The 22,990-nt window shown below is 66.5% G+C and carries 22 protein-coding genes and 1 tRNA gene; 12 read left to right on the forward strand and 11 right to left on the reverse strand.

Translation table 11 applies throughout. From position 1 onward, the window contains the following. The first annotated feature begins 30 nt into the window (after positions 1-30). Positions 31-363, forward strand: a complete 333-nt coding sequence (gene trxA, locus ACWCP8_RS13330) for a thioredoxin (RefSeq protein WP_352263974.1) — start codon at positions 31-33, stop codon at positions 361-363. Between the two features lie 79 nt (positions 364-442). On the opposite strand, the gene ACWCP8_RS13335 is transcribed toward trxA, so the two are convergent. The 9 genes from ACWCP8_RS13335 to rpmH form a co-directional block, all read right to left on the reverse strand. Then, complete coding sequence (locus ACWCP8_RS13335; RefSeq protein ID WP_451115970.1) at positions 443-1,060, reverse strand: GNAT family N-acetyltransferase; 618 nt, start codon at positions 1,058-1,060, stop codon at positions 443-445. Between the two features lie 299 nt (positions 1,061-1,359). Continuing rightward, the gene (locus tag ACWCP8_RS13340; RefSeq protein WP_352263970.1) at positions 1,360-2,457 is read right to left on the reverse strand and encodes a ParB/RepB/Spo0J family partition protein; all 1,098 of its coding nucleotides are present in this window, start codon (positions 2,455-2,457) and stop codon (positions 1,360-1,362) included. Then, complete coding sequence (locus ACWCP8_RS13345) at positions 2,454-3,530, reverse strand: ParA family protein (protein WP_313941610.1); 1,077 nt, start codon at positions 3,528-3,530, stop codon at positions 2,454-2,456. The genes ACWCP8_RS13340 and ACWCP8_RS13345 overlap by 4 nt, the downstream gene beginning before the upstream one ends. A gap of 293 nt (positions 3,531-3,823) precedes the next feature. Beyond that, on the reverse strand, positions 3,824-4,540 hold the full coding sequence (gene rsmG, locus ACWCP8_RS13350) for a 16S rRNA (guanine(527)-N(7))-methyltransferase RsmG (RefSeq protein ID WP_030973746.1): 717 nt from the start codon (positions 4,538-4,540) through the stop codon (positions 3,824-3,826). Between the two features lie 109 nt (positions 4,541-4,649). Further along, a complete protein-coding gene (locus ACWCP8_RS13355; RefSeq protein ID WP_267004094.1) occupies positions 4,650-5,159 on the reverse strand; it encodes a Jag family protein in 510 nt (169 codons plus the stop codon). Between the two features lie 14 nt (positions 5,160-5,173). Next, on the reverse strand, positions 5,174-6,439 hold the full coding sequence (yidC, locus tag ACWCP8_RS13360; protein ID WP_352263967.1) for a membrane protein insertase YidC: 1,266 nt from the start codon (positions 6,437-6,439) through the stop codon (positions 5,174-5,176). Positions 6,440-6,442: 3 nt separating this feature from the next. Then, positions 6,443-6,802 (reverse strand): membrane protein insertion efficiency factor YidD, encoded by a 360-nt coding sequence (yidD, locus tag ACWCP8_RS13365; RefSeq protein ID WP_352263965.1) that lies wholly within the window; start codon positions 6,800-6,802, stop codon positions 6,443-6,445. Beyond that, positions 6,799-7,170 (reverse strand): ribonuclease P protein component, encoded by a 372-nt coding sequence (gene rnpA / locus ACWCP8_RS13370; protein WP_326604772.1) that lies wholly within the window; start codon positions 7,168-7,170, stop codon positions 6,799-6,801. Before rnpA ends, yidD begins: the two co-directional genes overlap by 4 nt. An 18-nt stretch (positions 7,171-7,188) precedes the next feature. Continuing rightward, the gene (rpmH, locus tag ACWCP8_RS13375; protein WP_030930485.1) at positions 7,189-7,326 is read right to left on the reverse strand and encodes a 50S ribosomal protein L34; all 138 of its coding nucleotides are present in this window, start codon (positions 7,324-7,326) and stop codon (positions 7,189-7,191) included. 392 nt (positions 7,327-7,718) lie between these two features. Between rpmH and dnaA the strand changes: the two genes are divergently transcribed. The 9 genes from dnaA to ACWCP8_RS13420 all read left to right on the forward strand — a co-directional run bounded on the left by dnaA (position 7,719) and on the right by ACWCP8_RS13420 (position 20,531). Then, positions 7,719-9,521, forward strand: a complete 1,803-nt coding sequence (gene dnaA, locus ACWCP8_RS13380) for a chromosomal replication initiator protein DnaA (protein ID WP_451115973.1) — start codon at positions 7,719-7,721, stop codon at positions 9,519-9,521. A 1,027-nt stretch (positions 9,522-10,548) separates the two neighbouring features. Then, complete coding sequence (gene dnaN, locus ACWCP8_RS13385) at positions 10,549-11,679, forward strand: DNA polymerase III subunit beta (RefSeq protein WP_451115975.1); 1,131 nt, start codon at positions 10,549-10,551, stop codon at positions 11,677-11,679. Positions 11,680-11,808: 129 nt separating this feature from the next. Further along, positions 11,809-12,687, forward strand: coding sequence for a phosphogluconate dehydrogenase (NAD(+)-dependent, decarboxylating) (gene gnd / locus ACWCP8_RS13390; RefSeq protein WP_352263958.1), 879 nt, complete (start codon positions 11,809-11,811; stop codon positions 12,685-12,687). An 85-nt stretch (positions 12,688-12,772) separates the two neighbouring features. Then, positions 12,773-13,903, forward strand: coding sequence for a DNA replication/repair protein RecF (gene recF, locus ACWCP8_RS13395; RefSeq protein ID WP_352263956.1), 1,131 nt, complete (start codon positions 12,773-12,775; stop codon positions 13,901-13,903). Continuing rightward, on the forward strand, positions 13,900-14,493 hold the full coding sequence (locus tag ACWCP8_RS13400; protein WP_451115978.1) for a DUF721 domain-containing protein: 594 nt from the start codon (positions 13,900-13,902) through the stop codon (positions 14,491-14,493). Before recF ends, ACWCP8_RS13400 begins: the two co-directional genes overlap by 4 nt. A gap of 415 nt (positions 14,494-14,908) precedes the next feature. Continuing rightward, entirely contained in the window at positions 14,909-16,978 is a 2,070-nt protein-coding gene (gene gyrB, locus ACWCP8_RS13405; protein WP_352263952.1) for a DNA topoisomerase (ATP-hydrolyzing) subunit B, read from the forward strand. A 46-nt stretch (positions 16,979-17,024) separates the two neighbouring features. Beyond that, positions 17,025-19,667, forward strand: coding sequence for a DNA gyrase subunit A (gene gyrA, locus ACWCP8_RS13410; protein ID WP_451115980.1), 2,643 nt, complete (start codon positions 17,025-17,027; stop codon positions 19,665-19,667). Between the two features lie 93 nt (positions 19,668-19,760). After that, positions 19,761-20,384 (forward strand): DUF3566 domain-containing protein, encoded by a 624-nt coding sequence (locus ACWCP8_RS13415; protein ID WP_352263948.1) that lies wholly within the window; start codon positions 19,761-19,763, stop codon positions 20,382-20,384. Between the two features lie 70 nt (positions 20,385-20,454). Beyond that, positions 20,455-20,531: transfer RNA gene (locus ACWCP8_RS13420), tRNA-Ile, on the forward strand. Positions 20,532-20,883: 352 nt separating this feature from the next. Here the strand turns inward: ACWCP8_RS13420 and ACWCP8_RS13425 are convergent. After that, on the reverse strand, positions 20,884-21,276 hold the full coding sequence (locus tag ACWCP8_RS13425; protein WP_451115982.1) for a tyrosine-type recombinase/integrase: 393 nt from the start codon (positions 21,274-21,276) through the stop codon (positions 20,884-20,886). Positions 21,277-21,346: 70 nt separating this feature from the next. Between ACWCP8_RS13425 and ACWCP8_RS13430 the strand changes: the two genes are divergently transcribed. Further along, positions 21,347-21,652 (forward strand): nuclear transport factor 2 family protein, encoded by a 306-nt coding sequence (locus tag ACWCP8_RS13430; RefSeq protein WP_451115984.1) that lies wholly within the window; start codon positions 21,347-21,349, stop codon positions 21,650-21,652. Positions 21,653-22,073: 421 nt separating this feature from the next. Here ACWCP8_RS13430 and ACWCP8_RS13435 read toward each other — a convergent pair whose 3' ends face one another. Then, entirely contained in the window at positions 22,074-22,442 is a 369-nt protein-coding gene (locus ACWCP8_RS13435) for a DUF6344 domain-containing protein (RefSeq protein WP_352263942.1), read from the reverse strand. A gap of 274 nt (positions 22,443-22,716) precedes the next feature. On the opposite strand from ACWCP8_RS13435, the gene ACWCP8_RS13440 reads away from it, so the two are divergent. Beyond that, the gene (locus ACWCP8_RS13440) at positions 22,717-22,851 is read left to right on the forward strand and encodes a DLW-39 family protein (protein WP_003958712.1); all 135 of its coding nucleotides are present in this window, start codon (positions 22,717-22,719) and stop codon (positions 22,849-22,851) included. Positions 22,852-22,990 lie beyond the last annotated feature (139 nt).

Consider the following 22,990-nt stretch of genomic DNA (forward strand, 5'->3'; position numbering starts at 1 on the left):
CCACACCCCCGCAAAGTTAAGGAGGCCGCCGTGGCCGGCGCCCTGAAGAACGTGACTGACGACTCCTTTGACGAGGACGTCCTGAAGAGCGAGAAGCCCGTACTGGTGGACTTCTGGGCCGCCTGGTGCGGTCCGTGCCGCCAGATCGCCCCGTCGCTGGAGGCAATCGCGGCTGAGCACGGCGACAAGATCGAGATCGTCAAGCTCAACATCGACGAGAACCCGGCCACCGCTGCCAAGTACGGCGTGATGTCCATCCCGACGCTGAACGTGTACCAGGGCGGCGAGGTCGCCAAGACCATCGTCGGCGCCAAGCCGAAGGCCGCCATCCTCCGCGACCTCGAAGGCTTCATCGCCGACTAGGGCCACGGTCCGCTGTTTCACGTGAAACGGGTCCATCCCTTGGGGATGGACCCGTTTCACGTTCTCGTGGGCTTCTGGATCACAGCGGGCGCAGCGCCGGCTCCTTCTGTACGGCACCGAGCAGCCGGTCCAGCGCCAGCTCGACGTCTTCCTTCCACGAGAGCGTCGTGCGCAACTCCAGTCTCAGCCGTGGATGAACCGGATGCGGACGTACGGTCTTGAAGCCCACCGCCAGCAGATGGTCCGCCGGGAGCACACATGCCGGTTCCTTCCACCGGGCATCCCCGAACGTCTCAATCGCCTTGAATCCCCGTCGCAGCAGATCCTTGGCGACGGTCTGCACCATGACACGCCCCAGTCCCTGGCCCTGGTAGCGGGGCGTGATCCAAGCAGTTATCAACTGCACGGCGTCGGGGGAGACCGGGCTGGTGGGAAAGGCGGTCGAGCGCGGCACATACGCCGGTGGCGCATAGAGAACGAAGCCGACCGGCACGTCGTCCACATAGACGACACGGCCGCAGGATCCCCATTCCAGAAGGACAGCAGAGATCCAGGCTTCCTTCTCCAGCTCCGGGGTCCCTGCTTTTATCGCAGCTTCCCCACTGACCGGATCAAGTTCCCAGAAGACACACGAGCGGCACCGCTTGGGGAGATCGGGAAGGTTATCCAGTGTGAGCGGTACGAGCCGCCGTCCCATGAAGGCTGTTCCTCGCTTCCTTCGCCCGCCGCATCGCGTGCGGCGGCCAATGCACTCCGTTCACGGAGCAGGCCGCCGACGAATCCTCCGACAGCCCCCAGGCCCAGCCCCACTGTCACCAGTTGGCCGCGGCTCACTGATCGCATGGCCCTCCCTCCGCCGAGGTGGATCAAGCTGATGTGCCATACCAGAACGAATCGTATCCACCCGGAGATGAAGTCGATACCGTGAGAAAGCAAAGGGCGGGCTGTATTCCGGCAGGTTCCGGAATACAGCCCGCCCCGACGTTCCGCCGGACGTCAGCTCTCGCCGTCCTCGACAGTCTCGTCGGAGAGACCCTGCTCGAGCACGCGGCCCTCGCCCGGCGCCAGGCTGCCGAGAATGCGGTCCAGATCTTCCATCGAGGCGAACTCGACGACAATCTTTCCCTTCTTCTGTCCGAGGTCGACCTTCACCCTGGTCTCGAAGCGGTCTGAGAGCCGGGAAGCAAGGTCGGAGAGCGCGGGCGACAACCGGCCGCCGGCCCGAGGCCCCTTTGACTTGGGAGTGCTGCTGGGGCGGGAGCTCATCAGCGTCACGATCTCCTCGACCGCTCGCACTGAGAGCCCCTCGGCCACGATGCGATGGGCCAGCCGGTCCTGCTCCTCGGAGTCGTCCACGGACAGCAGCGCCCTCGCATGACCGGCGGACAGCACCCCGGCAGCGACCCTGCGCTGCACCGGCGGAGACAGGCGCAGCAGTCGCAGCGTGTTGGACACCTGCGGACGGGAGCGCCCGATCCGGTCGGCCAGCTGATCATGCGTGCACTTGAAGTCCTTGAGCAGCTGGTCGTACGCGGCTGCCTCCTCCAGCGGGTTCAGTTGAGCCCGGTGGAGGTTCTCCAGGAGCGCGTCCAGAAGCAGCTTCTCGTCGTCCGTGGCCCGGACAATGGCCGGGATCCGCTCCAGACCGGCCTCACGGCAGGCCCTCCAGCGCCGCTCGCCCATGATGAGCTCGTACCGTTCCGGCCCCAGCTTCCGCACGACTACGGGCTGGAGCAGGCCGACCTCCTTGATGGAGGTGACCAGCTCCGCGAGCGCGTCCTCGTCGAACACCTCACGCGGCTGACGAGGGTTCGGAGTGATGGATCCGATAGGAACCTCGGCGAAGTACGCCCCCGCGGCATCCGTCGGCCCCGCGGATGACTCGGACTCCGCGGGTGCACTCGGCTCCGGCACCACGGGAGCAGCCGTGAGTGCGGTCACCTTTGCGGCGGCCACGCCTCGCTCGGTGGTCATCACCGGGATCACGCCCGGCGAGTCCGAACCCGCCCCGGAGGCCGGCACCTGACGTTCCTGCGGGGCAGCGGGAATCAGCGCACCGAGCCCACGCCCCAACCCTCTACGACGCTCACTCACTGGATCCCCTCCGAAATGTTCTGCTGGCTGTTCTGGCTGCCCGTCTGGGCATGCTGAGCCTCGTAATGCACCCCGACCCCCCGAAAGGCGATCTCACGAGCGGCTTCAAGATACGACAGGGACCCACTGGAACCCGGGTCGTAGGTCAACACGGTCTGTCCGTAGCTCGGCGCCTCCGAGATCCGCACGGATCGAGGAATGCTTGTGCGCAGCACCTCCTTACCGAAGTGGCTGCGCACCTCCTCCGCCACCTGCGAAGCGAGCCTGGTCCTGCCGTCGTACATGGTGAGCAGGATCGTCGACACATGCAGATCGGGGTTGAGATGCCCCCGAACGAGGTCGACGTTCCTCAGCAGCTGCCCCAGCCCCTCCAGCGCGTAGTACTCGCACTGAATAGGAATCAGCACTTCGGCGCCCGCGACCAGAGCATTGACCGTCAGCAGACCGAGCGAAGGCGGGCAGTCGATGAGGATGTAGTCCAACGGCTGCTCATACGCCTGAATTGCCCGCTGCAGTCGACTCTCCCGCGCCACCAGCGACACCAGCTCGATCTCCGCACCGGCGAGATCGATAGTGGCGGGGGCGCAGAAGAGACCTTCGACGTCCGGGACGGGCTGAACCACGTCGGAGAGCGGCCTGCTCTCGACCAGGACGTCATAGATCGAGGGAACTTCGGCATGGTGATCAATGCCCAGTGCCGTGGAGGCATTGCCCTGCGGGTCGAGGTCGACCACGAGAACGCGTGCGCCGTGAAGGGCCAGCGAGGCGGCAAGGTTGACCGTCGTAGTGGTCTTGCCCACCCCACCCTTCTGGTTGGCCACCACCATGACGCGCGTCTGGTCAGGGCGGGGCAGCCCCTCGCCGGCACGACCGAGGGCCTCGACGGCCAGCTGGGCCGCACGGCCGATGGGTGTGTCATCCATCGGCGGCGGTGTTTCACGTGAAACACCGTCCCCCGCCGATTCGGTTCGGGGACCGGGGACCGGATCGGTCATCGGTCCCGCGATGTTGGCGTCGGACCGCACGGATTCACTCTCCTCGACTTCAGGCTCGCAATGAGCAGAGCCTGCCATGCTTTCGGGGTCGCGAACCAGCGAGGCCCACTCTTCTGTGGATGAATCCACTTCTGTGGACAACGCCGTAGCCCTGACGGGCTTACGATGCCGCGGCGCGGCAGCCGCGCGACCGCGACTGATGATTCCATGCAGCAGAGAGCGACGTTTCACGTGAAACACGATGCCCCTGCAGCGTAGCTACAGGGGCACGACACTCCGCATGCGGTGCATATGGCCGCTTGCGCGGAGCATCACTGGTAAACGGCGCGAACCGTACGTAACAGGCTATGCCGCAGCGTTACGGCGCGACCTCAGCGACGCCGCCGCGTACGACTGACCCTGGCGGCCTTCGCCCTCTTTGCGGCGAACCTCACACCGCCCGGACTCTCACCGACCACCACTCGCACCACGGTGGACATCGGTTCGACCACACCCTCACCGACGTGCAACACCTCGGTGTCCACCACGCCGAGCTTACTCAAGGCCGCACGCGCGCCGCTGATCTCCTCCTCGGCGGTATCGCCCTTGAGCGCAAGCATCTCTCCGTAGGGGCGTAGCAGCGGCACACCCCAGCCCGCCAGCCGATCGAGCGGCGCCACGGCGCGAGCGGTCACGACATGAACCGGCTGCAGCGTCCCCAGGACCTCCTCGGCACGACCGCGGACGACCGTCACGTGGTCCAGCCCCAGCAGCTCGACAACTTCCTGAAGGAAATTCGTCCGCCGAAGCAGCGGCTCCAACAGGGTGATCTTCAGATCCGGACGCACCAGCGCCAGCGGAATACCCGGGAGACCGGCGCCGGAACCCACATCGCAGACCGTGACACCCTCGGGCACGACCTCGGAGAGCACCGCACAGTTCAGCAGATGCCGCTCCCACAGCCGCGGCACCTCACGAGGACCGATCAGCCCTCGCTTGACCCCGGCATCGGCAAGCAGTTCCGCGTACCGGACAGCCTCCGGGAAGAACTCACCGAAAACCGCTCGCGCCCCTTCGGGCGCCTGGGGAAGTTCTACCTCCGCCGTCACGGGAACCGTCCTTCCGTACCGCATTACCGCACTGTGGGTGGCTGACTATCAGGCTGACAAAGATCGGCCCCGCCTGCGAACAGACGGGGCCGACAGAACAGGGGTCCGGTCAGGCCGGGAGAACGACGACGAAGCGCTGCGGCTCCTCGCCCTCCGACTCACTGCGCAGACCTGCGGCCGCAACCGCATCATGCACAACCTTGCGCTCGAACGGCGTCATCGGGTCCAGCCTGACCGGCTCACCGGTCTTCTTGACCTCGTCCGCGGCCTTGGCACCCAGCTCCGCGAGGACAGCGCGCTTCTTGGCCCGGAAGCCCGCGATGTCCAGCATCAGCCGGCTGCGGTCACCGGTCTCCCGGTGCACGGCCAGTCGCGTCAGCTCCTGGAGCGCCTCCAGCACCTCACCGTCGCGGCCCACGAGCTTCTGCAGTTCACGTGCCGAGTCACTGATGATCGAGACCGCGGCCCGGTCCGCCTCGACATCCATGTCGATGTCACCGTCGAGGTCGGCGATGTCGAGCAGGCCCTCGAGGTAGTCGGCTGCGATCTCCCCTTCCTGCTCGAGGCGGGTCAAGGTGTCGCTGCCCTCAGCGGCCGTGGAGGTGGTGCCTTCCGTCACGGATGGACTCCTTCTTACTTCTTGGACGGGTGCTTGGGCCGCTGCGGACCCTTGCGCTGTCCGGACTTGGCTTGGCGTGAGGAGCCGGACGCGGGCTTGCCCGCCGGCTTGGGCTTGTCGTCCTGCGGTGCGTCCTGCTTCTCCAGCGAGGTCTTGGGCTCCGATTCGGTGGAATCGGCCTCCTTCGCCGCGCCCTGCTGGGCGGCACCGCTCTGACGCTTCGCCTTGGTCTGGCGCTTGGGCTGCTGGCGCTTCTGCGCAGCTCCGCCCTCGGCCTCGGCGAGAGCGGTATCGCCCTTGATCACCGTGCCGTCCTCCTGGGCGGCGAGGCCGAGCTTGGCCAGTCCGGCGATGAACTTCCGCTCGATGTCATTGCGGTCCGAGCCCTTGGACACGATCCGCTTGACGGTGTTGCGCTTGGTCCTGCCGCGCACCTCACCGTGAGCGGTGACGCTCTTCAGCAGACGTCCCAGGTACTGGTCCTGCGCCTTGCTGCCCGGGGTCGGGTTCTGGTTGATCACGTACATCTGCTGACCCATGGTCCAGACGTTGGTGGTCAGCCAGTAGACGAGGACACCGACGGGGAAGTTGATACCCATGACGGCGAAGATCAACGGGAAGACGTACATCAGCATCTTCTGCTGCTGCATGTACGGCGTCTTGACCGTCAGGTCGACGTTCTTCGTCATCAGCTGGCGCTGGGTGAAGAACTGCGACGCCGACATCATCACGATCATGACCGCGGTGACGACACGGACGTCGGCCAGCGAGGCACCGAGAGCGGCGACCTCCGACGCGCTGTCGGTGAACTTCGCAGCCAGCGGAGCGCCGAAGATGTGTGCCTGCCGGGCACTGTCCAGCAGCGGCTGGTTGATGACACCGATCGTCTTGCCCGAGGCGATCGCCGAGAGCACGTGATACAGGGCGAAGAAGAACGGCGACTGCGCCAGGATGGGAAGGCACGAGGAGAGCGGGTTGGTACCCGTCTCCTTGTACAGCTTCATCATCTCTTCGGACTGACGCTGCTTGTCGCTCTTGTAGCGCTCCTGGATCGCCTTCATCTTCGGCTGGAGCACCTGCATGTTCCGGGTCGACTTGATCTGCTTAACGAAAAGCGGGATCAGGCAGATCCGGATCAGCACCACCAGGGACACGATGGACAGGCCCCAGGCCCAACCCGTGTCATCGCCGAAGATCGCTCCGTACAGCTTGTGGAACTGGACGATGACCCACGAAACGGGGTAGGTGATAAAGCTGAACAGACTGGCAATCGTGTCCACTAATCAGGCTCCTTGAGCTTTGGGCGAGGTCTCTGAGGCCGGACTGGAGGGTTCGGAGACCGTCCCCCCAGGAGGCACATCAGCGGCGGAGTCCCCGCCCTTGTTGCCACGTATTGCATTACGCAGCAGTTCGTGCCAACGCGGGCGTTTGCGTGGCGGAACGTGATCCACGCCGCCGGGTGACCACGGATTGCATCGCAGGATGCGCCATGCGGTCAGCGCCGTTCCCTTGATCGCTCCGTGCCGGTCGATCGCCGTATATCCATAGTGGGAACACGACGGGTAGTAACGGCAGACGGGCCCGAGTAGTGGGCTGATCGTCCACTGATACAGCTTGATAAGAGCCAGCAGCGGGTACTTCATCGCACGCCCCCTCCCAGCAGCCGCTGAAGGGCGGCGTCCAGGTCTCGGGCCAGCTGTTCATGGTCGGCGTCGCCCGATCCGGGCAGCGCTCGTACGACAACCAGGCTACCGGGGGGCAGCAGGGCCAGTCGTTCGCGGACCAGATGGCGAAGCCTGCGCTTCACCGCTGTGCGTACGACCGCTCCACCCACGGCTTTGCTGACAACGAAACCCGCACGCGGCGGGGGAGCACTCTCCCCAGTCACGTGCGGGTCCGTTGCACCGCTGCGTAGATGAACGACGAGTAGCGGGCGGCCGGCCCGGCGTCCTCGACGTACTGCGGTCGCGAAGTCCTCGCGCCGCCTCAGCCGATTCTCGGTAGGCAGCACGTCATGACCTGTACGCGATCAGGCGGACAGGTTGGCGCGACCCTTGCCACGGCGGGACGCGAGAATCGCGCGGCCGGCACGGGTGCGCATACGCAGCCGGAAGCCGTGGGTCTTCGCGCGACGACGGTTGTTCGGCTGGAAGGTGCGCTTGCTCACTCGGGGGCTCCAGAAATGATCGTGTGTTGGCGGGACATCGCCTGGCTGTCACCGTGCGCCCACGAGAGACTCGCGTAAACGCCTTAGTGCACCGCTTCACAATCACTGATCGTGATCTTTGCCCATCGGAGGCAGGCGGCAGCAGCCATCGACAACTCGACCTGGTCACGGTACGCGCGGCTACGCCATCCGGTCAAACCGGCTCCGCGGTGGCCTTGCGACAGCCTTACCACAACCCGCGCTGTACACAGCCTGTGGACAACAACTTGAACGACGTGGGTCGGCCTGACTACCGTGGCTGAACTCCGGTTCTTTTTCTTCCCGCCTGCCGGGCCTTACCCATCCCGTCCCGAGAACCACACATTCGTGGGACCAGCGAGAGAGCGTGCCTTGTGGCTGACGTACCTGCCGATCTTGCCGCAGTGTGGCCACGAGTGCTGGAGCAGCTCCTCGGGGAGGGCCAACAGAGCATCGAGCCGAAGGACAAGCAGTGGATCGAGCGCTGCCAGCCGCTCGCACTCGTCGCCGACACTGCACTGCTCGCCGTCCCCAACGAATGGGGCAAGCGTGTCCTGGAGGGCCGGCTCGCGCCGCTCATCAGCGAAACGCTGAGCCGGGAGTGCGGCCGCCCGATCCGGATCGCGATCACCGTCGACGACTCCGCCGGCGAACCGCCGAACTCGCCGGCGCCCCCGATGCACCAGTCCCAGCAGCCGCAGCAGCACCGCTACCAGGGACCGCAGCACGACGAGCGGCAGCAAGACGACGGGTACGAGGGTTACGGCCACCGACCCACGGACGACGGCATGCCGACGGCCCGGCCGGCCTACCCCGACTACCAGCAGCAGCGCCCCGAGCCGGGCGCCTGGCCGCGCACTCCTGAGGATCTTTCCTGGCAGCAGCCCCGGCTCGGCGGTTTCCAGGAGCGCGACACGTCCGCGGAACAATGGCGTGAACAGCAGCACGACTACCGTCCGCAACAGCCGCAGCACGACTACCGGTCGCAGCCACCCGAGCGCCAGGGTTACGAGCAACAGCGCCCCGGGCGCCACGCCCTGCCCGAGCCCCAGCACCGGCAGGGCGGTCCCGGCACCGGACGGCCCGGCGGCGCCACCGGGCCGATGGGCGCACAGCCCTCACCCGCGCCCGGTCCCGGCGAGCCGCACGCCCGGCTGAACCCGAAGTACCTCTTCGACACCTTTGTCATCGGCGCGTCCAACCGGTTCGCGCACGCGGCTGCCGTCGCCGTCGCCGAGGCACCCGCGAAGGCGTACAACCCCCTCTTCATCTATGGGGAGTCGGGGCTCGGCAAGACCCACTTGCTGCATGCCATCGGGCACTACGCGCGCAGCCTTTACCCAGGCACCCGGGTGCGTTACGTGAGCTCCGAGGAGTTCACCAACGAGTTCATCAACTCGATCCGCGACGGCAAGGGCGACACCTTCCGGAAGCGGTACCGCGATGTGGACATCCTGCTGGTCGACGACATCCAGTTCCTGGCGAGCAAGGAGTCGACGCAGGAGGAGTTCTTCCACACCTTCAATACGCTCCACAACGCCAACAAGCAGATCGTGCTGTCCTCGGACCGGCCGCCCAAGCAGCTGGTCACCCTGGAGGACCGGCTGAGGAACCGCTTCGAGTGGGGGCTGACCACCGATGTGCAGCCGCCGGAGCTGGAGACGCGAATCGCGATCCTCCGCAAGAAGGCTGTGCAGGAGCAGCTCAACGCCCCGCCGGAGGTCCTGGAGTTCATCGCGTCCCGTATCTCGCGCAACATCCGCGAGCTGGAGGGCGCGCTGATCCGGGTGACGGCCTTCGCCAGCCTCAACCGTCAGCCGGTGGACCTCGGGCTGACCGAGATCGTGCTCAAGGACCTGATCCCGGGCGGCGAGGACTCGGCCCCGGAAATCACGGCGTCGGCCATCATGGCGGCGACCGCGGACTACTTCGGTCTGACGGTGGAGGATCTCTGCGGATCCTCGCGCAGCCGGGTGCTGGTGACAGCTCGCCAGATCGCGATGTACCTCTGCCGCGAGCTGACGGATCTCTCGCTGCCCAAGATCGGCGCGCAGTTCGGCGGTCGCGACCATACGACCGTGATGCACGCGGACCGCAAGATTCGTGCGCTGATGGCGGAGCGGCGCTCCATCTACAACCAGGTCACCGAACTCACCAACCGCATCAAGAACGGCTGACGGAGCGCCGGTACGGCATCTGCCACGTTCTCTGTACGGCGCCGGACGGGCGCCCCGGACGGACTCTCACCCAGTCCTCGGGGCGCCCTTCGTCGTTTCGGGACGCCCGCGAAGGTCTCCCGAGCTCCTCCGGGGGGCTTCCGAAACGTCTCCACGGACCTCCGCACCGTCCCGACGGGCCTCATGAGCGCTTCCGACGGGCGTCCGGAGCACGTCCGAGACCCCTTCGAACGGCTTCTGTGCGTCTCCGTCGCGACCCCGGTGTTCGAATACATGCCGCCGACCTGGGGTTCTCCACAGATCTGGGGAGAATTCACCCTCCACAGCCTGGGGACCACGAAGTTGTCCATACTGCTTCCACAGGGACGACGGCCGATACTTCATCAGGCCAGGTCAAGAGCCTGGGGATTTGTGGCCAACAGTGATCCACAGCCTGTGGACAGAATATTCGTCCACAAGGCGCATCCGATGTTGTCCACTGGCGGCCCACAGGCAGGGCCATGTTGTCCCCAGCTTCTCCACACCCCTGTCCACTGTTCGGCAACGCGACACCGCCTTTCACTGCGCAGAGTGAAAGGCGTCACACCAAGGAGGCTGGTTGGGCTGTGGGGAACCTGGGTAAAGCTGGGGACAGCCCTGGGGAGAAACACCCCCGCCCTGTGCATCGGGTGTGCAGAACTTTCGTGTGTCCACAGAAACGCCGGGTTGTCCACCGGTGCCACCCACAGGGTCGGTGGACAAAAAATGGGGTCTGACCTGCGGAAACGACGTTATCCACGGTTTCCACAGCCCCTACTACTACTACCACTTAGAGTTAGCTCGGAATCTGCTTCGAAGTGGGGCCTGTGCACAACTCGACGCCGGAGCTCCCCGAACCTCTTGTCGCGACTTGACCCCGAGCAGCACCGAGTGTCGGTGCCGTACGTCAGACTGGTCCCCGGCGTCCTCCTCCTGCCATCGGCGGAGTGACCCCGACCAGACAACGAAGGCCAGCAGAGCGAGCGAGCAACAGCAGGAGGCGGTTCCGGTGAAGATCCGGGTGGAGCGCGATGTACTCGCGGAGGCGGTGGCCTGGGTGGCTCGCAGCCTTCCGGCCCGTCCGCCGGCGCCCGTTCTTGCGGGCCTTCTGCTGAAGGCTGAGGACGGGGCCCTCAGCTTCTCGAGCTTCGACTACGAGGTCTCGGCCCGGGTCTCGGTGGATGCCGAGGTCGAGGAGGACGGCACGGTGCTGGTCTCCGGCCGACTGCTCGCCGACATCTGCCGCGCCCTTCCCAACCGCCCGGTGGAGATTTTCACCGACGGTGTACGCGCCACGGTGGTCTGCGGCTCCTCGCGATTCACACTCCACACCCTTCCTGTGGAGGAGTACCCGGCGCTGCCGCAGATGCCGACCGCGACGGGCACGGTCCCCGGCGAGGTCTTCGCCTCTGCTGCCGCCCAGGTCGCCATCGCGGCGGGCCGCGACGACACACTCCCCGTCCTGACCGGTGTGCGGATCGAGATCCAGGGCGACACGGTCACCCTGGCCTCCACCGACCGCTACCGCTTCGCGGTCCGCGAGTTCCTGTGGAAGCCGGAGAACCCGGACGCCTCGGCCGTCGCCCTGGTGCCCGCCAAGACGCTGCTGGACACCGCCAAGGCGCTGACCAGTGGTGACACGGTGACTCTGGCCCTGTCCGGCTCGGGTGCCGGTGAGGGCCTCATCGGCTTCGAGGGCGCGGGTCGGCGAACCACCACGCGACTGCTCGAAGGCGACCTGCCGAAGTACCGGACGCTGTTCCCCACCGAGTTCAACTCGGTCGCGGTCATCGAGACCGCCCCGTTCGTCGAGGCTGTCAAGCGTGTGGCCCTCGTTGCCGAGCGGAACACCCCGGTGCGGCTCAGCTTCGAGCAGGGTGTGCTGATCCTGGAAGCCGGTTCCAGCGACGATGCACAGGCTGTGGAGCGTGTCGACGCCGTGCTGGACGGCGACGACATCTCGATCGCCTTCAACCCGACGTTCCTGCTCGACGGGCTCAGCGCGATCGACTCCCCGGTCGCCCAGCTCTCCTTCACGACGTCCACGAAGCCTGCGCTGCTCAGCGGCCGGCCCGCGGTGGATGCCGAGGCGGATGACGCGTACAAGTACCTGATCATGCCGGTCCGTCTCTCCGGCTGACCGACCATCGGTCCGTCACGGCAGATCTCGACGGGCATGCTCAGCGCCGAGCATGCCCGTCGGCCTGTCCCCGGCCGGGCGTAGGCTCGGCTTTGGGTACGAATCGGCACAACGCTTAAGGAATCTCTGATGGAGCTCGGTCTCGTCGGCCTCGGCAAAATGGGCGGCAACATGCGCGAGCGCATCCGCCGCGCAGGCCACACCGTCCTCGGTTACGACCGCAATCCGGACGTCTCCGATGTCCACAGTCTCGAAGAGCTTGTGGGCAAGCTGAAGGGCCCGCGAGTCATCTGGGTGATGGTCCCGGCCGGTGCAGCGACACAGTCCACGATCGACGAGCTGGCCGCTCTGCTGTCGCCCGGCGACATCGTCGTGGACGGCGGGAACTCCCGCTGGACGGACGACGAGAAGCACGCGGTCGAGCTGGGCATCAAGGGCATCGGCTTCGTCGACTGCGGTGTCTCCGGTGGTGTCTGGGGCCTGGAGAACGGCTACGCGCTGATGTACGGCGGCGACGCCGACCACGTGGCGAAGGTCCAGCCGGTCTTCGACGCCCTGAAGCCGGAGGGCGACTTCGGTTCCGTCCACGCGGGCAAGGTCGGCGCCGGCCACTTCGCGAAGATGGTCCACAACGGCATCGAGTACGCCATGATGCAGGCCTACGCCGAGGGCTGGGAGCTGCTGGAGAAGGTCGACTCCGTCACCGATGTGCGCGAGGTCTTCCGCTCCTGGCAGGAGGGCACGGTCATCCGTTCCTGGCTGCTCGACCTGGCGGTCAACGCGCTGGACGACGACGAGCACCTCGACAAGCTGCGCGGCTTCGCCGCCGACTCGGGTGAGGGCCGATGGACGGTGGAGGCGGCGATCGACAACGCGGTGCCGCTGCCCGCGATCACCGCGTCGCTCTTCGCGCGTTTCGCCTCGCGTCAGGACGACTCCCCGCAGATGAAGATGATCGCCGCGCTGCGCAACCAGTTCGGCGGCCACGCGGTCGAGAACAAGAAGTAACCGCAACGCAAGGCGGACCGGACCAGCACCACCGGTCCGCGCTACGGAACACGGAGCAGGAAGCCGGGAAGGTCGGCGTACACCCATGCATGTCACGCATCTCTCGCTGGCCGACTTCCGCTCGTACGCCCGGGTCGAGGTACCTCTTGATCCGGGCGTCACCGCGTTCGTGGGTGCCAACGGCCAGGGCAAGACGAATCTCGTCGAGGCCGTCGGCTACCTCGCGACGCTCGGCAGCCACCGCGTCTCCTCCGACGCGCCGCTGGTACGGATGGGCGCGGACCGGGCCGTCATCCGGGCCGCCGTCGCACAGGGCGAGCGCTCCCAGCTGATCGAGCTCGAGCTCAACCCGGGCAAGGCCAATCGCGCCCGGATCAATAGATCGTCGCAGGTCAGGCCGCGTGATGTGCTGGGGATCGTACGGACGGTGCTGTTCGCGCCGGAGGATCTGGCGCTGGTCAAGGGCGATCCTGGGGAGCGTCGGCGCTTCCTCGACGAGCTGATCACGGCGCGTTCGCCGCGGATGGCGGGGGTCCGCTCGGACTACGAGCGGGTGCTGAAGCAGCGGAACACCCTGCTGAAGTCCGCGGCGATGGCGCGCAGGCACGGTGGCCGGTCGATGGATCTGTCCACCCTCGATGTGTGGGACCAGCATCTGGGCCGGGTGGGCGCGGAGTTGCTGGCGCAGCGGCTTGATCTGATCGCGACCTTGCAGCCGCTGGCCGACAAGGCGTATGCGGATGTCGCGCCCGGCGGTGGCCCCGTGACCTTGGAGTACCGCAGTTCGGTCGGCGCGGGCGTGGAGCCGGCCCGTACCCGGGACGAGCTGTACGAGCAGCTGATCGCTTCCCTCGCGGAGGTGCGTAAGCAGGAGATCGAGCGGGGTGTGACGCTGGTCGGCCCGCACCGCGATGATCTGCTGCTGGGGCTGCGCGGCATGCCCGCCAAGGGGTACGCGAGCCATGGCGAGTCCTGGTCGTACGCGTTGGCGCTGCGGTTGGCTTCGTACGATCTGCTGCGCAGCGAGGGCAATGAGCCGGTGCTCGTCCTGGACGATGTCTTCGCCGAGCTGGACGCGCGGCGCAGGGAGCGGTTGGCGGAGCTGGTGGCTCCGGGCGAGCAGGTGCTGGTGACGGCCGCGGTGGACGATGACGTTCCGGGCGTGCTGGCGGGTACGCGGTACACGGTGTCGGCGGGCGAGGTGGAGCGCGTATGAGTGGCTCCGGTGGTGCGGCGAAGGGCTTGGGCGGTGCCGGCGGCTCGGGCCCGCAGGAACCGGCGCGCGAGGCGAAGGAGCCGGAGGCGTCGGGGGTCGATCTGGCTCGGGTGGCGTTGCGTGCCGCGAAGGAGCAGGCCCGGGCGCGGGGCGCTGCGGCCCAGCAGAAGAAGCAGGCCAGACGGGGTGGCGGTCTGCGTTCCGGGGCGCGGGCGGACGGTCGTGATCCGTTGCCGCTGGGCGCTGCGATCAATCGTCTGATCACCGAGCGTGGCTGGGAGACGCCTGCTGCGGTGGGCGGGGTGATGGGCCGCTGGCCGCAGATCGTCGGTGAGGATCTGGCCAATCACTGTGTGCCGCTGCGCTATGACGAGGATCCCGAGGAGCGGGTGCTCACGGTGCAGTGCGACTCGACGGCGTGGGCGACGCAGCTGCGGCTGCTGGCGCCGCAGCTGGTGGCGCGGCTCAACGCGGATCTGGGGCACGGCACAGTGAAGTTGATCAAGGTGCTGGGGCCGGGCGGCCCGCAGCGCAGGTTCGGTCCGCTGCGCGCGCCGGGGAGCGTCGGCCCGGGCGACACGTACGGCTGACCTGCGCTTTCTCTCCATGTTCGGCCCTCTGCCGGGCTCCGGCGGCAAGCGTTCCCGGTTCCGCCGAGGCTCGGCTGTGGCGGTGTGCTGCCCGGCTCGCCGTGCTGCCCGCGGGTTCCGGGATATGTCGTTCTGTGGCGATTGAAACCGTACGGATGGGCTGATGCGTCCCTCACCGTAGCGGGAGGTTGACAGGCCGAAGCGCTCAATGCCCGCGTGAGCCTCTTAGAGCCCCATCCTGAATATGGGGAGTCGTCAGGCGCTCATCCAGGGCGGCACATGCGGACTCAGGTACCGGCAAACCCCCATTCATGTCGGCGCTACCGGTAGACTGGTGGACAATCCCGCATCTTCGCGGGAGTCGTCGATACAAGCCGAACGACGCAGCCGCTCCCGCCTGCCCGGAGAACGGCCTGTGCTGTGCCAGAAAGGGCGCTTCGTGGCCGATTCCGGCAACCCCAACGAGAACATTCCGTCCACACCCGGTGAGAGCGGCGGGGTAACTGCCTCGTACGACGCCAGCGCGATCACCGTCCTCGAGGGCTTGGACGCGGTCCGCAAGCGACCTGGTATGTACATCGGCTCGACCGGTGAGCGTGGCCTGCACCACTTGGTGCAGGAAGTGGTCGACAACTCGGTCGACGAGGCCCTGGCCGGGCACGCGGACACGATCGACGTCACGATCCTCCCCGATGGCGGGGTTCGTGTGATCGACAACGGCCGTGGTATCCCGGTCGACATCGTGCCGTCGGAGAAGAAGCCGGCCGTCGAGGTCGTGCTGACCGTGCTGCACGCCGGCGGTAAGTTCGGCGGCGGCGGTTATGCCGTCTCCGGCGGTCTCCACGGTGTAGGTGTCTCCGTGGTGAACGCGCTGTCGTCGCGCGTCTCCGTCGAGGTCAGGCGGGACGGCTACCGCTGGACCCAGGACTACAAGCTCGGTGTGCCGACGGCGCCGCTGGCCCGTAACGAGGCCACCGAGGAGTCGGGGACGACGGTCACCTTCTGGGCCGACGGGGACATCTTCGAGACCACCGAGTACTCCTTCGAGACTCTGGCACGCCGCTTCCAGGAGATGGCGTTCCTCAACAAGGGTCTGACGATCAATCTCACCGACGAGCGTGAGTCGGCGAAGGCGACGGCGGGTGCGGATGTCGCGGAGGCGGTCGAGATCGCCGAGGAGGAAGCGGCCCGCACGGTCACGTACCACTACGAGGGCGGCATCGTCGACTTCGTGAAGTACCTCAACTCCCGCAAGGGCGACGTCATTCACCAGTCGGTGATCGACATCGAGGCCGAGGACAAGGAGCGACTCCTCTCGGCCGAGATCGCGATGCAGTGGAACACGCAGTACAGCGAGGGTGTGTACTCCTTCGCGAACACGATCCACACGCATGAGGGCGGCACCCACGAGGAAGGCTTCCGTGCGGCGCTGACCACGCTGGTCAACAAGTACGCGCGGGACAAGAAGCTGCTGCGTGAGAAGGACGACAACCTCACCGGTGACGACATCCGTGAGGGTCTGACGGCGATCATCTCGGTGAAGCTGGGCGAGCCGCAGTTCGAGGGCCAGACGAAGACCAAACTGGGCAACACGGAGGCGAAGACCTTCGTCCAGAAGGTCGTCCACGAGCACCTCACGGACTGGTTCGACCGGAACCCGAACGAGGCTGCGGACATCGTCCGCAAGGGCATCGCGGCGGCCACGGCCCGCGTCGCGGCCCGCAAGGCGCGCGATCTGACGCGTCGCAAGGGTCTCCTGGAGAGCGCCTCGCTGCCGGGCAAGCTGAGCGACTGCCAGTCCAACGACCCGACGAAGTGCGAGATCTTCATCGTCGAGGGTGACTCCGCCGGTGGTTCGGCGAAGTCCGGCCGTAACCCGATGTACCAGGCCATCCTGCCGATCCGAGGCAAGATCCTGAACGTCGAGAAGGCCCGGGTCGACAAGATCCTGCAGAACACCGAGGTCCAGGCGCTGATCTCGGCCTTCGGTACCGGAGTCCACGAGGACTTCGACATCGAGAAGCTCCGCTATCACAAGATCATTCTGATGGCGGACGCCGACGTCGACGGTCAGCACATCAACACCCTGCTGCTGACGTTCCTCTTCCGCTTCCTGCGTCCGCTGGTCGAGGCCGGGCACGTCTACCTTTCCCGCCCGCCGCTCTACAAGATCAAGTGGGGTCGGGACGACTTCGAGTACGCGTACTCGGACCGTGAGCGCGACGCCCTTGTCGAGCTCGGCAAGCAGAACGGCAAGCGGATCAGGGAAGACTCGATCCAGCGCTTCAAGGGTCTCGGCGAGATGAACGCCGAGGAGCTGCGCATCACCACGATGGACGTCGACCACCGGGTGCTCGGCCAGGTCACGCTGGACGACGCGGCGCAGGCCGACGACCTCTTCTCGGTGCTGATGGGTGAGGACGTCGAGGCACGGCGCTCGTTCATCCAGCGCAACGCCAAGGACGTCCGCTTCCTCGACATCTGAGTCGGCCGTACCAGCAAGCCGCCGCTCGAAAGGACTTTGACCAGCAATGGCCGACGAGAACACCCCTGTGACGCCCGAAGAGGAACCCGCAACCGCGGGTGTGGGCATGCGTGTCGAGCCCGTCGGGCTCGAGACGGAGATGCAGCGCTCCTACCTCGACTACGCGATGTCCGTCATCGTGTCGCGTGCGCTGCCCGACGTACGGGACGGCCTCAAGCCCGTCCACCGACGTGTGCTGTACGCGATGTACGACGGCGGCTACCGGCCCGAGAAGGGCTTCTACAAGTGCGCCCGTGTCGTCGGTGACGTCATGGGTACGTACCACCCGCACGGTGACTCGTCGATCTACGACGCACTGGTGCGACTGGCGCAGCCGTGGTCGATGCGGATGCCGCTGGTGGACTCCAACGGCAACTTCGGTTCTCCGGGCAACGACCCGGCTGCCGCCATGCGGTACACCGAGTGCAAGATGATGCCGCAGTCCATGGAGATGGTCCGGGACATCGACGAGGAGACCGTCGACTTCCAGGACAACTACGACGGCCGTAATCAGGAGCCGACGGTCCTGCCGGCGCGCTTCCCGAACCTGCTGGTCAACGGTTCCGCGGGCATCGCGGTCGGCATGGCGACCAACATCCCGCCGCACAACCTGCGCGAGGTCGCGTCCGGTGCCCAGTGGTACCTGGAGCACCCGGAGGCCTCGCACGAGGAGCTGCTGGACGCCCTGATCGAGCGGATCAAGGGCCCGGACTTCCCGACCGGTGCGCTCGTCGTGGGCCGCAAGGGCATCGAGGAGGCGTACCGCACGGGCCGTGGGTCGATCACGATGCGCGCGGTCGTCGCGGTCGAGGAGATCCAGAACCGGCAGTGCCTGGTCGTCACGGAGCTTCCGTACCAGACCAACCCCGACAACCTCGCGCAGAAGATCGCCGACCTGGTCAAGGACGGCAAGGTCGGCGGGATCGCGGACGTCCGTGACGAGACGTCCTCGCGCACCGGCCAGCGCCTCGTGGTCGTGCTGAAGAGGGACGCGGTCGCCAAGGTCGTACTGAACAACCTGTACAAGCACACCGACCTGCAGACGAACTTCGGCGCGAACATGCTGGCCCTGGTCGACGGGGTGCCGCGCACGCTGTCGATCGACGCGTTCATCCGCCACTGGGTGACGCACCAGATCGAGGTCATCGTCCGACGTACGAGGTTCCGCCTGCGCAAGGCGGAGGAGCGCGCGCACATCCTGCGCGGTCTGCTCAAGGCGCTCGACGCGATCGACGAGGTCATTGCCCTCATCCGGCGCAGCCAGACGGTCGAGATCGCCCGTGAGGGCCTGATGGGCCTCCTGGAGATCGACGAGATCCAGGCGAACGCGATCCTGGAGATGCAGCTGCGCCGACTGGCCGCGCTGGAGCACCAGAAGATCACGGCCGAGCACGACGAGCTCCAGGCGAAGATCAACGAGTACAACCAGATCCTGGCGTCGCCCGAGCGGCAGCGGCAGATCGTCAGCGAAGAGCTGGGGGCGATCGTCGACAAGTTCGGCGACGACCGACGCTCCAAGCTGGTGCCCTTCGACGGTGACATGTCCATCGAGGACCTGATCGCCGAGGAGGACATCGTCGTCACGATCTCGCGCGGCGGCTATGTGAAGCGTACGAAGACGGACGATTACCGCTCGCAGAAGCGTGGCGGCAAGGGCGTACGCGGCACGAAGCTCAAGGAAGACGACATCGTCGACCACTTCTTCGTGTCGACGACCCACCATTGGCTGCTGTTCTTCACCAACAAGGGCCGGGTCTACCGGGCCAAGGCGTACGAGCTTCCGGACGCCGGCCGTGATGCGCGCGGGCAGCATGTCGCCAACCTGCTGGCCTTCCAGCCGGACGAGCAGATCGCCGAGATCCTGGCGATCCGCGACTACGAGGCCGCGCCGTATCTGATCCTGGCCACCAAGGGCGGTCTGGTGAAGAAGACCGCGCTGAAGGACTACGACTCGCCGCGCTCGGGCGGTGTCATCGCGATCAACCTCCGTGAGACGGAGGACGGCAGCGACGACGAGCTGATCGGTGCGGAGCTGGTTTCGGCCGAGGACGATCTGCTGCTCATCAGCAAGAAGGCCCAGTCGATCAGGTTCACTGCGACGGACGAAGCGCTGCGCCCGATGGGCCGTGCCACCTCGGGTGTCAAGGGGATGAGTTTCCGCGAGGGCGACGAACTGCTCTCGATGAATGTCGTCCGGCCAGGTACGTTCGTCTTCACTGCCACCGATGGTGGGTACGCGAAGCGGACCGCCGTCGACGAGTACCGCGTTCAGGGTCGCGGCGGCCTCGGTATCAAGGCCGCCAAGATCGTGGAGGACAGGGGCTCGCTGGTCGGCGCGCTGGTGGTCGAGGAGACGGATGAGATCCTTGCCATCACGCTCGGCGGTGGTGTGATTCGTACGCGAGTCAATGAAGTCAGGGAGACGGGCCGTGACACCATGGGCGTCCAACTGATCAATCTGGGCAAGCGCGATGCCGTCGTCGGTATCGCTCGTAACGCCGAGGCCGGCCGCGAGGCCGAAGAGGTCGACGGGGCCGATGACGCCGAGGGCGAGACGGCTGAGACGACTGCCGAGGTGACGACAGCCGAGTCGACTGTCGAGGGCACTGTCGAAGGCATGTCGCCTTCGGCCGGGGAGCACGAGGAGTAGAGCGTGAGTGGAGCCACGGGCGCCGGTTCGGCCGCTTCCGGAGCTGGAGCGAACGGTGCCCGTGGCCCTGCCACGGACTCCCAAGGGGGCACTGTGACAGACACCCGGGGGCCTCAGCCCCAGTACGAGGGATACGCGACCGGGCCGCTGCCCGGTGAGCGCGAGCCCGCACCGGGGCAGGCAGGCGGGCCTTACCACCCGCCACAGGCGTACCCCTCGCCCGCGGGCGGGACGCAGGGCGGCCGGCCCCAAGGAGCGCAGCAGCACGGCACACAGGGCGGTACACAGGGCGTCGGTGGTACGCAGGCGACCCGTCTGCCCCGCACGGGGGCGCGGACAACTCCGCGTATCCGTAAGGCGCGACTGCGGGTGGCGAAGGCCGACCCGTGGTCGGTGATGAAGGTCAGCTTCCTGCTCTCCATCGCGCTCGGCATCTGCACGGTCGTGGCGGCCGCGGTCCTGTGGATGGTGATGGACGCCATGGGCGTCTTCTCCACCGTGGGCGGCACGATCAGCGAGGCGACCGGTTCCAACGAGAGCAACGGCTTCGATCTGCAGTCGTTCCTGTCGCTTCCGCGCGTTCTCATCTTCACGTCGGTCATCGCGGTGATCGACGTGGTGCTGGCCACCGCGCTGGCGACGCTGGGCGCCTTCATCTACAACTTGTCGGCGGGCTTCGTGGGCGGCGTGGAGCTCACGCTGGCCGAGGACGAGTAGGGCTTCGGGTATCGATTTTGGGACTGGCCCCGACGTGCGCTAATCTTCAGAAGTCAGCGCGCAGCGCGGCGGGGCTATAGCTCAGTTGGTTAGAGCGCATCCCTGATAAGGATGAGGCCACAGGTTCAAATCCTGTTAGCCCCACCAGTACAAAGACCCCCAACCGATCATGGTTGGGGGTCTTTGACATCTCCGGCGGACATCAGCCCATGAGTAGATCTGCCAGCAGCCCCGAGTGCAGTGGCTTCGACCGCTGTGCCGAGGCTCACACCATAGGGCCAGCGGGGGCGCCATGACTGATCACGGTTGGTCCGACAGCAGCGATGACGAAGACCCCTTCGAACGCGGGAAGCTGGATTGGGCCTTTGTGCGGTGGATCCTTCTCGCGGGGTTCGTGATCTGCGTGATCGGCGTGGCGTGGTTCAGCTGGGCCTTCGCTCAGCGGAACCCCTAGCCCTCTCGCCGATCATGGTTGGGCGCTTGTGATTGTCGGCGGACATCAGCCGATGAGCGGATCTTCCAGAAGGTCGGCGAGCATGGCCGCTGCTTCCCGCCGGTCGTTATCCACAACGTGTGTGTAGACGTCCATGGTCATGCTGATCTGGCTGTGCCGCAGGATCGCCCGAGCCACCTTGGGGTGCACCTTCAGGAAGGCGAGCAGCGTCCCGCAGGTGTGCCGGGCAAGCCGGACCGTGATCCGACGAAGACCGGCACGCTTGATCAGCGCGTCGAAGGTACGGGAGAAGCCGCGCGGCTCGATCATCCCGCCGTGGCGCTCCGAGAAGATCAGATCCTCACCAGGAGCTTGCTGCCAGGCATCCTGGGCGATCCACCGTTCCAGGACTTGCAGGTGCCTCCGTTCCTCCAGCGCGTCGGCACAGAACTTCGGCAACGGCAGCACGGCCTGCGACGACTCGGTCTTGAGGTCTTTGAGCCCTCGGGACTGGGCAGGCGTCGCCGAGTTGATCGCGGAAGATGTCGTAGTCGAGTGGCCGATCAGCCTCGAACGCATCATCGGCCGGGCAAACTTCGTCGCGGTGAACCGTGAATATTCGGAGGGCTGGTCGATTCGGGTGCTCAAAGTGGTGGCCGAGGGCGACGAAGCCGTCTCCGAGGTCGAAGTGCCACACGACAGTCTTGGCGTCTTCCGCGCAGCATCGTTCTGGACCGTCCGTGACGGGCAGATCGTCCGTGGGACGGAGTACTGGACGAGCCTGGGAGCGGACCCGCAGCCTGAATGGCGGGCCGCCCTCGTCGAACCGATGTAGTGCGGCGGGCCCCTGTGAGCCCCGGTTTCTATTGCTCCCAGGGTCGTAGTGCCTAGCCGCTGGGGCGGCTGAGTGAGGAGTCCTCGCCGGAAGTGGGGTTCGTTGATGCAGCGGGCGGCTCTATCAAGAGGGCATCCAGCGCCTGACACCAACGGCTGGGCGTACGGGCGGCTGGGTGCGGTGGTCGTGCGTGGGGCGGTGCAATGCCGCGAGGGTGCGCACGGCGTTCTGGGTGGCGCTGTGCGCGCGGGTGTGCGCGCGGCGGTTGTACGTGGCGATGTGCGCGCGGGGTGGCTCGTGCGTACGGGCCCAGGGTGCGCAGGAGTGTGTGCCTCGCCCTTCCCGGCAGGGCGCGGGCGCACGAGAAGGCCCCGTCCGGTGTGAACCGGACCAGGGGCCCTGTGCGTCGGGTGCGCCGCTCTCACGGTGGAAGGAGTGATGCCTTCCCCGCCGGGGCGCCGTGAGCGATGCGGGCGGCACCTGTGGTGCCTGTGGCGCCCAGGGTGTTCCTTGTGTCCACGGTCAGGTTCCTGGTGGCCGGTGACGAGCCGTGCGCCTCGGCGCGGATGCGCTGGTTCATCGTGGGTGGCAGCGCCCTGTCACGCGGAAGGGTCCATCGCACCGACGGGGTGGTCGCGGTTGCGGTGGCAGCACCCGTGTGCTCCTGGTTCGTGGCCGTCGGCTGCTGCGCGGTCGCGGCGGGGGCGCTGATGAGCCCCATCGACGCGAGAAGCGCGAAGAAGGCGGTGATGAAGGCGGTCCAGATGCTCTTGACCTTGAAGGCGCTCACGGCCCCTCGCTTTCGGGTGGTCCGGTTTGCTTACCTTTCTGATGATGTGGATGTGGCTCGCGATTTCAGGGACCGACGCCGTGGATGCGCCGATCTTCAGATGAACACCACTCGTATGGTTCAACCGGGCTGGACGAGTCGGCGCGGGCTGGTCGGGATGGTCGGGTTTGCCCGGGCGCCGGCTGGGTCGCGGGGAGGTAACCGATCGATATCGGCCGGTGTGTATAGTCGGGCGGCAGAAGTCTCCTACGTCAAGGAAAGACGAGGTCGCGCGGTGAAGAAGCTTCTCCTGGTCGCACTGGCCGCCATCGGCGGGCTCCTCGTGTACCGCCAGATCCAGGCGGATCGCGCCGAGCAGGATCTGTGGACGGAGGCGACTGACTCCGTGCCCGCAGGTTCGGGTGTGTGAGACAGAACAGCCTTTTGCGGGCCCCGGTCGCTGAGCGGCCGGGGCTTCGTGCTGTTGCGGGACCGTGACACCTGTGCTCTTGAGTTCACCTACGCAAATCAATAAGTTGCGTGAGCAAAGAAGCTGGTATTCCGGTCGA

Source organism: Streptomyces sp. NPDC002206, from assembly GCF_053593595.1.